The sequence below is a fragment of the Streptococcus mitis genome (genome assembly GCF_946188585.1).
GTDB classification, from domain to species: domain Bacteria; phylum Bacillota; class Bacilli; order Lactobacillales; family Streptococcaceae; genus Streptococcus; species Streptococcus mitis_DG.
Window position 1 is genome coordinate 280,389 of sequence record NZ_CAMHVI010000002.1, and the last position, 14,237, is coordinate 294,625.

Annotated in this window: 14 protein-coding genes; all 14 read right to left on the reverse strand. The window is 40.6% G+C overall.

Annotation, left to right across the window (positions count from 1 at the left end; translation table 11 throughout):
• Positions 1-59: 59 nt before the first annotated feature.
• Positions 60-650 carry an anaerobic ribonucleoside-triphosphate reductase activating protein gene (gene nrdG, locus N8M66_RS03985; RefSeq protein ID WP_060805947.1) on the reverse strand — a complete coding sequence of 197 codons (591 nt, stop codon included), beginning with the start codon at positions 648-650 and terminating at the stop codon, positions 60-62.
• Positions 643-1,149, reverse strand: coding sequence for a GNAT family N-acetyltransferase (locus N8M66_RS03990; protein ID WP_261045765.1), 507 nt, complete (start codon positions 1,147-1,149; stop codon positions 643-645). Before N8M66_RS03990 ends, nrdG begins: the two co-directional genes overlap by 8 nt.
• Positions 1,150-1,192: 43 nt before the next feature.
• A complete protein-coding gene (locus tag N8M66_RS03995) occupies positions 1,193-1,333 on the reverse strand; it encodes a hypothetical protein (RefSeq protein WP_000521618.1) in 141 nt (46 codons plus the stop codon).
• A gap of 11 nt (positions 1,334-1,344) precedes the next feature.
• Positions 1,345-3,552, reverse strand: a complete 2,208-nt coding sequence (gene nrdD / locus N8M66_RS04000; RefSeq protein ID WP_261045766.1) for an anaerobic ribonucleoside-triphosphate reductase — start codon at positions 3,550-3,552, stop codon at positions 1,345-1,347.
• A gap of 119 nt (positions 3,553-3,671) precedes the next feature.
• Positions 3,672-5,225: a damage-inducible protein CinA gene (locus N8M66_RS04005; RefSeq protein WP_261045767.1), complete on the reverse strand. Its 1,554-nt coding sequence runs from the start codon at positions 5,223-5,225 to the stop codon at positions 3,672-3,674.
• Positions 5,226-5,479: 254 nt separating this feature from the next.
• The gene (gene cls / locus N8M66_RS04010) at positions 5,480-7,012 is read right to left on the reverse strand and encodes a cardiolipin synthase (RefSeq protein ID WP_261045769.1); all 1,533 of its coding nucleotides are present in this window, start codon (positions 7,010-7,012) and stop codon (positions 5,480-5,482) included.
• A 254-nt stretch (positions 7,013-7,266) separates the two neighbouring features.
• The gene (locus N8M66_RS04015; RefSeq protein ID WP_261045771.1) at positions 7,267-7,731 is read right to left on the reverse strand and encodes an SP_0198 family lipoprotein; all 465 of its coding nucleotides are present in this window, start codon (positions 7,729-7,731) and stop codon (positions 7,267-7,269) included.
• 86 nt (positions 7,732-7,817) lie between these two features.
• Positions 7,818-9,068 (reverse strand): folylpolyglutamate synthase/dihydrofolate synthase family protein, encoded by a 1,251-nt coding sequence (locus tag N8M66_RS04020; RefSeq protein WP_261045773.1) that lies wholly within the window; start codon positions 9,066-9,068, stop codon positions 7,818-7,820.
• A 207-nt stretch (positions 9,069-9,275) separates the two neighbouring features.
• Positions 9,276-9,581 (reverse strand): DUF1292 domain-containing protein, encoded by a 306-nt coding sequence (locus N8M66_RS04025; RefSeq protein WP_000017620.1) that lies wholly within the window; start codon positions 9,579-9,581, stop codon positions 9,276-9,278.
• Between the two features lie 15 nt (positions 9,582-9,596).
• The gene (gene ruvX, locus N8M66_RS04030) at positions 9,597-10,016 is read right to left on the reverse strand and encodes a Holliday junction resolvase RuvX (protein WP_033628869.1); all 420 of its coding nucleotides are present in this window, start codon (positions 10,014-10,016) and stop codon (positions 9,597-9,599) included.
• 3 nt (positions 10,017-10,019) lie between these two features.
• Positions 10,020-10,286 (reverse strand): IreB family regulatory phosphoprotein, encoded by a 267-nt coding sequence (locus N8M66_RS04035; RefSeq protein WP_000507059.1) that lies wholly within the window; start codon positions 10,284-10,286, stop codon positions 10,020-10,022.
• 86 nt (positions 10,287-10,372) lie between these two features.
• Positions 10,373-10,942 carry an SP0191 family lipoprotein gene (locus tag N8M66_RS04040; protein WP_000725139.1) on the reverse strand — a complete coding sequence of 190 codons (570 nt, stop codon included), beginning with the start codon at positions 10,940-10,942 and terminating at the stop codon, positions 10,373-10,375.
• Positions 10,943-11,007: 65 nt separating this feature from the next.
• Positions 11,008-11,406 (reverse strand): transcriptional regulator Spx, encoded by a 399-nt coding sequence (spx, locus tag N8M66_RS04045; RefSeq protein ID WP_000591165.1) that lies wholly within the window; start codon positions 11,404-11,406, stop codon positions 11,008-11,010.
• A 135-nt stretch (positions 11,407-11,541) separates the two neighbouring features.
• Positions 11,542-14,202, reverse strand: a complete 2,661-nt coding sequence (gene mgtA / locus N8M66_RS04050; RefSeq protein ID WP_261045775.1) for a magnesium-translocating P-type ATPase — start codon at positions 14,200-14,202, stop codon at positions 11,542-11,544.
• Positions 14,203-14,237: the final 35 nt, after the last annotated feature.

The following is a 14,237-nucleotide window of genomic DNA, read 5'->3' on the forward strand; positions in this document are numbered from 1 at the left end:
AACATGAAAATGTTTTCTTTTTTGACAGGTCATTTATTTAAGTATTTTATGGAAGAAAGTTACTCTCTCTTCACCTGTTCATAGCTTTCTTTTCCGTCATTGAGTTTGTCCCAAATTACTACTTGCCCACTTTTGAGGGATTTTTGCACATCGATAATTCGTTGATTGGACGAACCACGAAACTGGAGCATGAGATTTCTCTTAGTTCGATCATACCGTCCATCAACAAGAATGTCAATCAGTGATAAGAGTTCCAACTTATCTGGGGTCTCCAGCATCATTTCTTCCCAAGTGTAGCCCGTCCAGGACCAGATATCTTTTTCTGGCAATTCCTTTCGGATGCGTTTAACGAGTGGCAAGAGAATACCCGTATTGAGAAAAGGTTCTCCTCCCAACAAAGTCAAGCCTTGAACATAGGGCTGAGCAAGATCTGCCATGATCTGTTCTTCTAGCTCTGCAGTGTACGGAATGCCAGCATTGAAAGACCAAGTCGCAACATTATAACATCCCTCGCAGTGAAACATGCAACCCGATACATAGAGAGAGTTGCGCACACCTTCTCCATCGACAAAGTTAAAGGCCTTGTAGTCAATGATACGCCCTTGACTGAGTTCCTCGCTTTTCCATTCTTGTGGTTTTGGATTATTCATTCGCTACCTCTATCCAATAACGCTCGACTCCATTACGAACATCCTCAATGAGACCTCCATTTGCTAGAATGACTGCTCTGCTAGCAGGATTATTCACGCTACAGGTCACAAGAGCTTTCTTGATGTTCTTTTCCTTAGCAACTTGCAAACCCTGACTGAGAGTTTCTTTAGCATAACCTTTGCCTCTTTCAGACGGTCGGATGGAGTATCCAATGTGGCCAGCATAATTCAGTAAACCCTCATTCAGTCTCAATCGCAGATTCAAAAATCCTAGAGCACGACCTACATCATCAAATGATACAAATTGAATAGAAGGAACACGATTTTCAGGCAAGTTTATTCCCATCTCTTTTTGCATATTTGTTTCCAACCACTCTTCATACACAAAGTTCTCTGTATCCCAAAAGCCCCCATCGTGGGCTGATTGGGTCTGCTCAAACTCTGCCATCATGTCTATAATAGCTTTCTTATCTGCTAGTCTTGGTCTACGTAGTTCCATCCTTACCTCCCACTATGAGAAAAGCGAGAGTTGACTCTCACTTTTATTTTTTCTTATTCTTGTTTAAAAATTGTTCTCTGAGGTTGAGCAAGCGTTCTTTCTTACCAGCTCCACCTTTAGAGTGTTTCTCGTGATAACGGGTCACTTGTGCGCGCCCTTTATCATCTAATTGATATTTTCCCATTTCATTTCTTTCTAATTTGTTACTTGATGGCCAGCTATTTTAATCGTTGAACCATTCATGTGTTTGACACGCGCAGCGATTTCCTTGTGACGTCCATTAACCATCGGACGCGCTTGAGGATTGCCTAGGTAGCCACAAGTTCGTTTGACCACATCCACCGTTTTAGGGTCGCTATTGCCACAGTTTGGACAAGCAAATCCTCTTTCAGTTGGTTCAAAATCCCCTTCAAAGTCACACTTGTAGCAACGATCAATCGGAGTATTGGTTCCTAGATAGCCCACACGATCATAGGCATAATCCCAGACAGCTTCCAAGGCTTTTGGATTTTGCTGGAGGACTGGATACTCACAATAATGGATAAAACCACCTGACGCACCTGCTTCTGGATAGACTTTCTCAAAGTCTAATTTTTCAAACGGTGTTGGATTTTTACGAACATCATAATGGAAAGAATTGGTGTAGTATTCCTTGTCTGTGATATCAGGAATAGAGCCAAACTTCTCTGTATCTAGTCGGCAGAAACGGTCTGTCAAACTTTCAGACGGTGTTGAGTAGATAGAGAAATGATAGCCATATTGGTCAGACCACTCTTCTACACGGCGTTTCATATCACGAATGATATCTAGCGTGAATTCCTTGGCTTCTGGATTGTGTTCCCAGCTATTACCAAAGAAAACTGTCGCTACTTCATACAAACCGATGTAACCCAGCGAAACTGTCGCACGGCGATTCTTAAAGAGCTGGTCAACACTTTCTTCTTTACCTAGACGATGGCCAAAAGCACCGTACTGATAGAGGATAGGAGCATTTGCTGGCGTCGCCTCTTTAGTACGTTCGACACGGTAAACCAGAGCATCTTCAGCGATATTCATCCGCTCGTTGAAGATTTCCCAGAACTTATTCATGTCGCCCTCAGACTCGAGAGCAATTCGAGGCAGATTAACCGTCACAACACCTAGATTCATCCGACCTGAATTAACTTCTACGCCATTCTCATCCTTCCATCCTTGGAGGAACGAACGGCATCCCATAGGTACCTTGAAAGAACCAGTCAAGTCAACAATCTTATCATAAGATAAGACATCTGGATACATCCGTTTTGTTGCACACTCGAGAGCCAACTGCTTAATATCGTAGTTAGGAGTTCCTTCTTCCAAATTAAGGCCTCTTTTAAGCGTAAAGATGAGTTTAGGGAAGATGGCTGTACGGTGTTCTGAACCAAGCCCATTGATACGAATGTTTAAAATAGCCTTTTGAATTTCCCGCTCAAAACGACTAGTTCCTAAACCAAAACCGAGCGAAGTAAAAGGTGTTTGGCCATTTGAAGTGAAGAGAGTGTTGATTTCGTACTCAAGAGATTGCATGGCATCGTAGATGTCTTTTTGGGTTTTCTTCCAAGCGTAATCTTCCCGTTTTTCAGGCAAGACCCATTCTTCCGCATCTTTGAGGTGTTTTTGGTAATTCTTCTCTGCGTACGGCGCCAAAACTTCATCGATACGGTCAGCTGAACAGCCCCCGTACTGGCTAGAAGCAACGTTGGCGATGATTTGGGAAATCTGAGCTGTTGCAGTCTGAATAGACTTGGGACTTTCTACCTCTGCATTTCCAATCTTAAAACCATTTTCCAACATCCCCTTAAAATCAATCAAACAGCAGTTGGTCATAGGGGTATACGGACTGTAGTCCAAATCGTGATAGTGGATATCCCCCTTTTGGTGAGCATTAGCTACGTGCTTGGGAAGTATTTGCAGTCCGATCGACTTCCCAACAATCCCTGCTGTCAAATCACGCTGGGTATTAAAGACATCGCTGTCTTTATTGGCATTTTCATTGACGACCGCTTGATCTTTATTAAGTAGTTTATGGATACTAAAGTTAATATCTGTCGCTTTTGAGCGCTCAAAATCCCTCTGTGTCCGATAAGTAATATACTCCTCAGCCAACGCATATTCTTTGGCTTCAAGAAGTTCATGTTCTACAATATTTTGGATTTCATAAATCTTAACTCCCTGTGGAAAGCGACTATGAATTTCTGTGACAATACGCTCGGTCAGAGCATTGAGGCGTTTTTCGACCAAGGGTGTCACTTCCATAACCTTGTCAGCCGCCTTGTGGAGAGCCTTGTCAATCTTGTCCACATCAAATACAACACGTCTCCCATCTCGTTTCTCAACGAAGAGAGTTGGCAAAATTGTAATTTTTTCTTCTAGTGCAATCATATGCATGCTCTTTTCTAAAATGTTCTTTCTAAAAAGTATTATACCACTCTAAAAAGAAAAATCAATATCTTGTGTTAAAAATCCTAAAATTTTTAAAAACACACAAGATATTGATTTTTTTATTTAATTTTATAGACTTTAAACTCTGAATAATCAGTCATTACTTGTTGGTAATTTTCTTTTAAGAGTGTCTCTGCCTCAGACCAGAGAGCCACCTTGTCGTTCACCACTATCAACTTAGGTTGATTTTCTTTCAAATCATTGATCAAATTAGTTTTATTCTCTTCTGTATTCGTGTAAAGAAGAGGTGATGGGAACATGGATCCAGCCAAACGCTGGCTTTCCTTATACATCTGAACATGTGAATCCCAGATATAGATTTGGTCTCCCTCACTTGTCTCTTGTTTGACTCTATCTACTACTTGATGTTGTTCTCCATACGAAGCTGGATGCAAGACAAAACGAGCTACAAAAGGAATTGCAATCAGGTAAACCACAACGAGGATTGGTAAGTAGAGATTCCCCTTCATAAATTTTTGCCATAAAGTAGGAACTTCTTCTCTTCTCCGACGACGAGCTCCTCTAGCTGAATGTTTCCCACGAATACTGGTCATCAAAAGAAGGAGTAAAAATGGAAGGATTAGAATCAAACGCGAACCGTGAAGAGGTTCTTGAGAAAAAAGCAACAAGGCTAGTACAAATAAGAAAGTAAAACTAGCTGGTACTGAAATAACATACAATCTTGATGCCTTTGATTGGAACAATCCTAGAAAAACAAGGAAGAGAGCTCCTAAACCAAAGGTCAACAAACCATAGAATACAACATTATCCATTAGTTGAGGATTGGTAAAGATCTGGAGGGAATCAATCGGATATAAAAGACTTCCTAGAGCTTCTCCAAAGCCACCTGAAGCAAGGACATAGTAGCCTACTGGGTAAAAGATAAGAGAAAAACCAAGTGCCGCTGCAAAAAACTGATAAACTCCATGGACAAAACGACCATGCCCAACATTAAATACAAACAAACCAATCGTTACTACTGCAATAAAGAGAAGACTTGTAAGAGGCTCTATGAAAAATGATAGAGCCAAGAAAATCCCCAGACGTAGAAACCCCTTGTCATGGTTAGGATTTGATAGATAAGCTGCTATGAACGAAAATCCTGCAAACAGAAATGGCAAAGCTAAGATAGTAGCGTATCCTCCCCCAAAACCGAGACCGGATACCAAAATATAAAATATGGTTAGGAGTTGCTTGGCTTGTTCCCTTTGTCCCGTCAGATAGTCAGTTGAAGAAAAGAGGAAGTAACCTCCTTCTAAGAGGGCTAGCCATTCTACCAAAGCAAAAAGGATGCCTCCTTGGGTAATATAAAGTAGCAAGTAATAAAGAAGACCGTGACTAGCATAATAGCTACTGTAGAGCTGTCCTCCCTGATGTAAAGCCCACCCTATATACAAACCCTGCGCCTGAGAGGGACTTACCATATCTAAAAGTAAAGGTATCACCACAGAAAAAACCGTTGCAATCGTACTTCCAATGATGAGTCTGAAAAACGGGAAAGCTACCTGTTCTTCTTTTTCTACATGAGATTCAAGGTTCCTATCCAGTCTATTTTCAATTTCATTACTCTGTATCGTTTCGGATACTTCTTCGATTCTGCCATATACAGCCATGTCGTTTCTCCTATTCAATTTGTCTGTCTTAGTATATCAAAAAGACCTAGAATTGTCAGCTTGCGATGGCTGTTTGAGTGATTTTTTGCATAGTTTCACAAAGGTTTCAATTTCCCGAAATCGGTGTAAATACGTCTGTTTAAATGACATGATATAATCCAATTCTTTCTGAGTCAGCATCGTTCCTCCTACATCTTCTTATTCGTAAAAGGCAAGAAAAATAGGACTGGGTTGTATCCTAAGTCCTAGATTTCTTATAAGATTGGGGCGAATAACTGGGCGATTTCCTTAATTAATTTCTGATACCAGCTATTTTTTATCGTATGAGGGAAAATTTCTTGAGATACTGAAAAAATCTCCTGAAAATCTTTTTGAATCTCTGTGATTGATTCCGTTTTATATAGCAAAACTGCATCTTCATAGTGATGAAGCAAACTTCTATAATCTAAGTTAATGGTTCCAACTGCAGCAAAGTCCTTATCCACTAAGATTTGTTTACTGTGGATGAAGCCTGGACTATACTCAAAAATTCTTACTCCTGCTGACAACAAATCCGGATAGGCTCCTCTTGTTATGAGTTGGATTAATTTTTTATCCGGAATGAAAGGAGTCACGATGCGGACATCAACACCTCTCATGGCTGCATTTTTAATACTCTCAGTTAAATCATAGTCAATAATCAAATAGGGTGTTGTGATGTAGACTGAATCAGTAGCCTGATTAATCAAACTTTGATAAACTTTTTTCCCTACCTGGGTACGGAAGATAGGCTTGGGTCCACTACCGTAAGGAATGTAGAGCCCTTGGCCAGAACAAGGCTGATTTTCCAGGTGATACTGATCAAAATCACTGATTTCCCCACGATTGATGTACCAAGTCATCAAAAAGAGACGGGTTAGAGCCTTGACACCAGGACCATCTATGCGAATCCCACTGTCCTTCCAGTACCCAAAGCGTTCTACATGATTGATGTACTCATCGGCTAAGTTAATGCCTCCTGTATAGGCTACCTGACCATCTATGACAAGGATTTTACGATGGTCCCGATTGTTGTAAGCCACCGTCAAACGAGGAATCACCTTGTTAAACTTATGGGCTTCAATTCCTCGACTACGAAGCTGAATAGTATAGTCTCCAGGTAAAGTCGCCATACAGCCGATATCATCATAGAGCATCTTAATCTCTACACCCTGAGCTGCCTTTTGCTCTAGTATATCTAGTATGCTATTCCACATCAAACCTTCTTCTACAATATAGTACTCTAGAAAGATAAATTTCTCAGCTTTGTTGAGGTCTTCCAACATATGTTGCCACATGCTTTCACCTGAAGAAAAAAATTGTGAATCGGTTCGATCATATACATCGGCATTGCTATCCATACTTAGCAAAGATTTGATAACTCCGTAAGCCGCCTTATCCTCTTCCTTCAATCTCTGGCGGAGAGCTTTACTGTTATCCTCCCGAAAATGCATGGAACCAAGTTTGTCCAACTGCTTGATTTCTTTTTTGGACAATCGTCTTTCACCAAACATCAGATAGAGCAAAGGACCAATAACAGGAACAAAAGTTACCACTAACCACATCACTTTGCTTTCAGGCGCCATAGAACGATTGACAATCGCTACGATAGTCGCCATACTCATAAATATTAAGAGAATAACCCAAAGAATAGGGGCCATACGCCCTAAGTAAAGAAAGAGACCAAAAACAAGAGAAAGTTCAAGTAGCATAATCGAAAGACTAAAGCCATACTTGGACATCAATAATTGAAGTTTTCTATATTTCATATCCCCTCCTTGATATTTTGATACTCAATGAAAAGCAAAGAGCAAACTAGGAAGCTAGTCGCAGGTTGCTCAAAACACTGTTTTGAGGTTGCAGATGGAAGTTGACGTGGTTTGAAGAGATTTTCGATGAGTATGAATGCTAAAAACAGGTAATTATTACTAGTATAACGCAGGTATTCGGTAGAAGGCAAGTATTTATAATCATTTTTCTGAGTAAAAGCAAAAGAGACTGACAAAACCAGTCTCCTTCTAGTCTATTTTGATAAAACAATACGATCAGACGCTTCTCTATCCATATCGTCGATAATCATCTGATTACCATTGATTGCATAAATCTTGACATCATCACCAATAATCATGCGTTGATTGACGGCATCGAAACTAACCTGCTTGATTTCTTGATCTCCGTCAGTTTCTACCTGTGTCCATGTACCAGTTGTTCCAGTTACCACTAAAGTGATACGGTCTCCTTCGTCCTGACCAGTATAAGTTCCATCAATATTAGTTGGTTGAGCCTCAGGCGCATTTTGTGAAGAACTTGTTGTTGCCTGGTTGCTATTTTCTGTAGAAGATGAAGCAGCAGCTTGTGATTGCTGAGTTTGTTGTATTTGCGATTGAGCTACTGGTTGTTGAACTTGTTGAGCTCTTTGTGAACAAGCTACTAAGAGACTAAGACTTGCTAAAGAAGCAAGAGAAAGTGTGAATCTTTTTAATTTCATGATGAATTTCCTTTCTGCTACCAATTTACAGAAGTTTTTCCTTCTAACTAGTAGTTTTCCTAGTATAACAAGTTCAAAAAAGGAGGTCAATTTATCTGCTCATGCCCCTGTAGATAGCCTCGTACTTCTGAGATAAAATAGAGAGACCCTGTAACGAACAACAAATCCTGGGCATCTGCTCTTTCTTCAAAATCGCTAATAAATTCTCGGTAAGAAGGAACTATATCGTAACCTGTTACATCTGTTTCATCCAAAGAACCTTGATAGTCAAAGCCGGTCACCTTGAGTTCCACCTGAGGCAATTTTTCAGTCAGATAAGCCAACATCCCTTGATAATCCTTCCGTTTCAAGGCTCCAAATAGGATTTGAGGACGATATCCTTCCTGCTCTTTTTCTTTGATAAATTCAACCAAGCGAGTCAAGGCAGGGAGGTTATGAGCACCGTCCAAGTAAATTTGAGGACGAATACGCTCCAAGCGACCAGCCCAATGGGTCTTCTCCAAAGCCTGTCTTACAGCCTGTTCATCAACAACTTCCTTTCCTTCTCTCATAAAGAGAAGAAACGTTTGCAACGCCAAGGCCGCATTTTCCTGCTGATAAGTTCCTTCCAAGCCTATTTTCAGCTGCGAAATATTTAGTAAAGAACTTGAAAAATCACCACCCTGCATTGAAAAATCTTGACCTGCCTGATAAAGGTCAACAGCTAAAGATTCAGCTTTTTTCTGACAAACAAGCCTAGCTTCTGGAGCCAGCTTAGCAATCACTGCCTTTTTACCAGACTTGAAAATACCAGCTTTCTGCTCTGCGATTGCTTCTAGACTATCACCCAAGGTCTCCTGATGATCTAGTCCGATGGAGGTGATGACAGCAATCTCTCCAGTTACCACATTAGTCGTGTCAAGTAAGCCGCCAATTCCCACTTCTAATAAAAGCAAATCCACCTCTTGCTCTCTAAAATAAAGAAAAGCAATCAAGGTCAGCAATTCAAAAAAGGACAACTGATCATGAGTTTGCAGAAGCGTTTTCTCCATCTCCTTGACCTGATTAGCCAAACGGATGAAGTCTGCATCAGCTATTGGTTGCCCGTTAATGCAGATTCGATCATTGATAGAGACGATATGAGGGGAGGTAAAAGTCGCAACTCTTTTGCCATGCCCCATAAATAACTCCCTCATGAAAGCAATGGTAGAACCTTTTCCATTAGTTCCTGTCACGTGGATAATAGGATAAGACTTCTCGGGATTCCCCAACAAATCCACCGCTTGTTGCATTCGGCCCAAGCCTGATCGAAAATTCAAACCAATCCGACTATGGAGCCATTCTTCTACTTCAAACATATACATCTCCTTAATTACAGGTTCAATCAACTGCCTCAATAAAGTCTCATAACTAACAAAAACGAGGCCAGGATTTTCGTCCCGACCTCTCACCTGGTTAGCTAATAACTAGCTACTATGAATATTAACTTGGGCTAAAAACGCCCCCGGACTTACCAGCTCTTTTTTATTTCAAAGATCTGGGCTAAAAACATCCACTGGATGTTTTTACTCCTCCATAAAGCTGTTGAAGACTTCTTCAATCATGTTCCATTCGTCTTCTGAGTCTTCTGGGATTGGTTGCAATTCGCCTTCTGTTCCGTCTTCATTTTCGATGAATGAGTAAGCTTGGATTTCAACTTGTCCGTCTTCGTCTTCTTCTGCGTTAACTGGTACTAGAAGAACATAGTTTTTACCAAATTCTTCTTTTCCGTCAATGGTCAAAAGGATTTCAAACAAGGTTTCATTCCCTTGCTCATCTACTAGTGTAATTAATTCACGTTCTTCGTGGTCGTGGTTATGATCGTGTGACATAGCCTCTCCTTTGTATTAAAATTTTCTATCTAAATAATTTTGTAAAATCAGCTGAGCTGCTAACTTATCAATGACTTTCTTGCGCTTGTTACGGCTAATATCTGCTTGCTCAATCAACATGCGCTCTGCGGCAACTGTTGTCAAGCGTTCATCTTGATAGTCTACTGGTAAATCAAAAAGCTCTTCTAACTTTGCTCCGTAGGCTTGACTAGCTTCCACGCGCGGTCCGCTTGTATTGTTCATGTTTTTAGGCAAGCCCACTACAAATCGTTCCACCTTGTAAGTATCAACCAACTCTTTAACGCGATCAAAACCAAATTGGCCTTGTTCCTCATTGATTTGGATGATTTCAAGCCCTTGAGCTGTAAAACCGAGCGGATCGCTAATGGCCACCCCTACCGTTTTTGAACCGACGTCCAATCCCATAATTCTCATAGATTATAGATCGACTCCTTGTCCTTTTAGGTAGTAGCGAACCAATTCCTCAACGATTTCATCACGCTCATACTTACGGATTTGATTTCGTGCATTATTATAACGAGGAACGTAGGCAGGGTCTCCACTCAATACGTAACCTACGATTTGGTTAATTGGGTTGTAGCCCTTATCATTCAACGAAGCATAAACATCAGTCAGAGTTTCGCTAATTTCTTTTTTATTGGAATCGTCCAATTTAAAACGTACTGTTTCTTCAGTAAATCCCATTCTAACACCCTCTTTCCTTAGAATAGTACCATTATAGCATAATTCCTTACGTTCTACAATTCAGGCAGTCTATTTATTTGGATTTTCTACTGTTCTGTCGCACCATTTGCCAATCTGTCTGAAATATATTTGCTTGGTTCATTCTTCAAGAGATTTTCTAAACCAATGTTCTTCAAATATTCTAACTGAGAAGCCTTCTTGACATCCAAAACTTGAAAATCAAAACTAGTCGTTGTTTGAAGTTCGGTTGCACTCAATAGTTTAGTTTCAAGCTTAAATCCTGCTAATTTACGAGCTTCTATGATAGCCTCATCCTTCTCCTCTGCCTCCAGAAGAGCTTTTTGAGTTTCTTCCACTCCATGTTGGTCGATATAAGTCTTCAACTCATCAGAAACTGGACGTTTTTGTTGAATCGTTAAGCTCAAAAAAGTCTTGTCCTTGTATGTAATGGTTTGGGTTTGCTGGCTGCCATCATCTGACTTGGGCAAGACCAAAGTCTTGGTCACAACTGTATTCTTCTCGGCATTTTCAATAACTGGCAATGCCGACTGAAGCGTATCCTTTTCTGTTTTTGTAGCTGGTCCAGTTTCTTTTTTCTGTCCGCAACCAACTAGGACAAAAAGGAAAGCTAGACTAACAAGAACTATTTTTTTCATCTCTTTCTTCTTTCTTTTTGAAATTAAAATAGAATAAGACTGGGAGTTGCTCCCAGCCTTGATGTTTATAGAGCTGCACGCAAACGTGCTTCTGCATTTTCTACATTACGGACAGAGCGTGGTAGGAAGGCACGAATATCATCTTCCTTATAGCCAACTTGTAGGCGTTTTTCATCCACAAGGATTGGGCTCTTTAAAATTCTCGGCGTTTCCATAATCAGATTGAGGACTTCGTTGACACTCAAATCTTCGATATCCACTCCAAGGGCTTTGGCATAGCGATTTTTAGACGAAACGATGCTAGCTATTCCATTATCTGTTTTTGTCAGAATATCCAGTAATTCTTCTCTCGTAATTCCTTCTTTACCAAGGTTTTGTTCTTTATAACTTAACTGGTGGGCATTGAGCCAGGTTTTTGCTTTTTTACAGCTAGTACAACTTGAGACTGTATAAATTTTAATCATGTACCTACCCCTTTCGCTACATGTTACTATCAGTTTAGTCTATTATACCATAAAAAACATCCGACTTGCGACCTATTTTTAAATTTTTTTGACTTTTTTCGTCATTTTCGTACTTTTTTCTTGACAAAATGAAATTTACAGCCATTCTTTATATTTCTTGATATAGATTTTTTTCACAATTGTCACGCTAATCATATACAAAATAATGATGAAAAGTAAAAAGATGAAATAAATCGGTTTTAAAGGAGTTAGATGTAGAAGGCTAGCTAGTGGACTGTAGGGAAGGAAGCTCACAAAGGCTGCAGCCAATAAGGTTGTCACAAGGACTAGCCAAGCTGGACGACTTTGTAAAAAGGGAATTTTGGCTGAACGCAACATATGAATAACCATGGTCTGTGACCACATGGACTCGATAAACCAACCTGTCTGAAACAAGACAATAAATCCTACGGCAGACTCTGCCCCATGAACATAGGCATGACCTGTCGTCATGGGTACAATGATAAAATAGAGCAAAATAAAGGTCAAAATATCAAAGGCAGAAGAGATAGGTCCCATCCAAACCATGAAACGTGTGATGGACTTGGCTTCCCAGGTATGCGGATTTCTCAAAAAATCTTTGTCTACCTTGTCAAAAGGCAAGGCAATACAAGACAAATCATAGACTAGATTTAAGATAATCAAATGGACTGGTGCCATTGGTAAAAAGGGTAAAAAGATTCCAGAGACCAACAAGGATAAGATATTTCCAAAGTTAGAACTCACTGTCATCTTGATATATTTGGTCATATTTGCATAGACCTTACGACCTTCAACAAGTCCTTTTTCAAGCACCATGAGATCCTTATCAAGTAGGATAACATCAGCTGTTTCTTTGGCAATATCTACTGCTGTATCAACAGAAATCCCCACATCTGCAACTTTCATAGAAGGAGCATCATTGATCCCATCTCCCATATAGCCAACAGCATGACCATTAGCCTTAAATTGCAAAATAATCCTCGCTTTTTGGTCAGGTGAAAGTTTGGCGAAGACGGTTACCTCCTCTACGGCTTGGCCCAATTCTTGATCACTCATCTGATCAATTTCAGACCCCAACAGCATCTGATTGATATCCAAACCAACCTTTTCACAGACTGCTTGGGTAACTTTTTCGTTGTCTCCCGTCAAAATCTTTGTTTGAACCCCATGTTCTAACAGTGCCTTAATTGCTGGTGCTGCAGATGGTTTAGGAGGATCTAGGAAGGCTAAATAACCAGTTAGAATCATATCCCCTTCATCATCAACTGTATAGGCATGGCCTTCCCTCAAACCCGACTTATAGGCCACTCCCAAGACACGCAAACCTTGTTGATTGAGTTGTCTGACTTCTGCTAATATTTCCTCTCTAATAGCATCTGTCAAGGGAGTAATCACTCCTTGGTATTCCGCATGACTGGAAATCGCAAGCATTTCCTCTAGGGCACCCTTGGTTACCAAACTAACAACTTCGTTCTCATCCTTGACGATGACACTCATCCGTCTACGTTCAAAATCAAAGGGAAGCTCATCTATTTTTTGAAAAGTTTGAGCCAGATTTTGCAAGAGGGCGTGTTCTTTTGCTTCCTTTTCAGTCCGTTTGATGATGGCTCTGTCCATCAAATTTTTCAAGCCCGTTTGAAAGTAGGAATTGAGATAGGCACGTCTCAAGACGGTCAAATCCAAGCGTCCGTGAATATCCAAGGGATATTCTAGAACGATTTCGTCTTGGGTTAGAGTTCCTGTCTTATCTGTACACAAGATATCAATCGCCCCTAAGTCCTGTATGGCATTGAGTTTCTTTATAACCACTTTTTCCTTGGCCATGATAATAGAACCTTTTGCTAGGCTGGCCGTGATGATCATAGGAAGCATTTCAGGTGTCAATCCAACACCAACACTCAAAGCAAATACGCCAGCTTCCAGCCAGTCGCCATCTGTTAAGCCATTGGACAGGAAAACGATGGGCACCATGACCAACATCAAGCGAATCAGGAGCCAAGAGATACTATTCATCTCTCGCTCAAACGAAGTAGGCTCGTCATAGGTGTTCAAAGTCTGCTCAATGGCCCCCATCATGGTAGCATCACCAACCGCCAAAACCACGGCCTTAGCACTACCAGACAAGACATTGGTTCCCATAAAGGCGAGCGCTTCTGCTTCCAGCAGACTATCAGATTGTTGAACTGTTGCCTTGGTCAAGGCCAATTTTTCAACAGAATCACTTTCGCCTGTCAAGCCAGACTGTTGGACAAAGAAATCACGCGACTCAAATAAAAGAAGATCTGCCGGAATCATATCTCCAGCACTTAATTTAACCACGTCACCTACTACCAAGTCATCGATAGGTACTTCTTGGATTTCTCCTTGACGAATGACAGTCGCTGTGTTGACAATCATTTTTGAAAGATTGGTAGCTGCCTTATCACTGCGGAGTTCTTGGACAAAGCGTATGCCACCAGAAATGAGGACTAGGACAACGATGATAATGGAAGTCGTCGGATCCTCTTGACCTGGTTTTGCCAACCAGACATTGGTCACTAAGGAAATCACGGCGATAACCAGCAAGATGATCGTAAAAGGATTGATAATGGATTCGTAAATCTTTTTGAGGATACTGTCTTCTTGACCCTTTGTAATGGTATTTTCGCCATATAGGTCACGATTTTTCTCCACCTGCTCCTCAGTCAAGCCTGTTAGACTTGTCTTATAAAAAGATAGAGTTTCGTTTAAAGATGTATGAATAGCTGTTGCTAATCTTTCTTTTGTAGTTTTCATTGGTTTCTCCTATCTGTATGAATGATGTGTTTCAT

Excerpts from the sequence above, each read along its gene's own strand:
- nrdG (WP_060805947.1), bottom strand. The coding sequence starts at position 650 with ATGAATAATCCAAAACCACAAGAATGGAAAAGCGAGGAACTCAGTCAA.
- N8M66_RS03990 (WP_261045765.1), bottom strand. The coding sequence starts at position 1,149 with ATGGAACTACGTAGACCAAGACTAGCAGATAAGAAAGCTATTATAGAC.
- N8M66_RS03995 (WP_000521618.1), bottom strand. The coding sequence starts at position 1,333 with ATGGGAAAATATCAATTAGATGATAAAGGGCGCGCACAAGTGACCCGT.
- nrdD (WP_261045766.1), bottom strand. The coding sequence starts at position 3,552 with ATGATTGCACTAGAAGAAAAAATTACAATTTTGCCAACTCTCTTCGTT.
- N8M66_RS04005 (WP_261045767.1), bottom strand. The coding sequence starts at position 5,225 with ATGGCTGTATATGGCAGAATCGAAGAAGTATCCGAAACGATACAGAGT.
- cls (WP_261045769.1), bottom strand. The coding sequence starts at position 7,012 with ATGAAATATAGAAAACTTCAATTATTGATGTCCAAGTATGGCTTTAGT.
- N8M66_RS04015 (WP_261045771.1), bottom strand. The coding sequence starts at position 7,731 with ATGAAATTAAAAAGATTCACACTTTCTCTTGCTTCTTTAGCAAGTCTT.
- N8M66_RS04020 (WP_261045773.1), bottom strand. The coding sequence starts at position 9,068 with ATGTTTGAAGTAGAAGAATGGCTCCATAGTCGGATTGGTTTGAATTTT.
- N8M66_RS04025 (WP_000017620.1), bottom strand. The coding sequence starts at position 9,581 with ATGTCACACGATCATAACCACGACCACGAAGAACGTGAATTAATTACA.
- ruvX (WP_033628869.1), bottom strand. The coding sequence starts at position 10,016 with ATGAGAATTATGGGATTGGACGTCGGTTCAAAAACGGTAGGGGTGGCC.
- N8M66_RS04035 (WP_000507059.1), bottom strand. The coding sequence starts at position 10,286 with ATGGGATTTACTGAAGAAACAGTACGTTTTAAATTGGACGATTCCAAT.
- N8M66_RS04040 (WP_000725139.1), bottom strand. The coding sequence starts at position 10,942 with ATGAAAAAAATAGTTCTTGTTAGTCTAGCTTTCCTTTTTGTCCTAGTT.
- spx (WP_000591165.1), bottom strand. The coding sequence starts at position 11,406 with ATGATTAAAATTTATACAGTCTCAAGTTGTACTAGCTGTAAAAAAGCA.
- mgtA (WP_261045775.1), bottom strand. The coding sequence starts at position 14,202 with ATGAAAACTACAAAAGAAAGATTAGCAACAGCTATTCATACATCTTTA.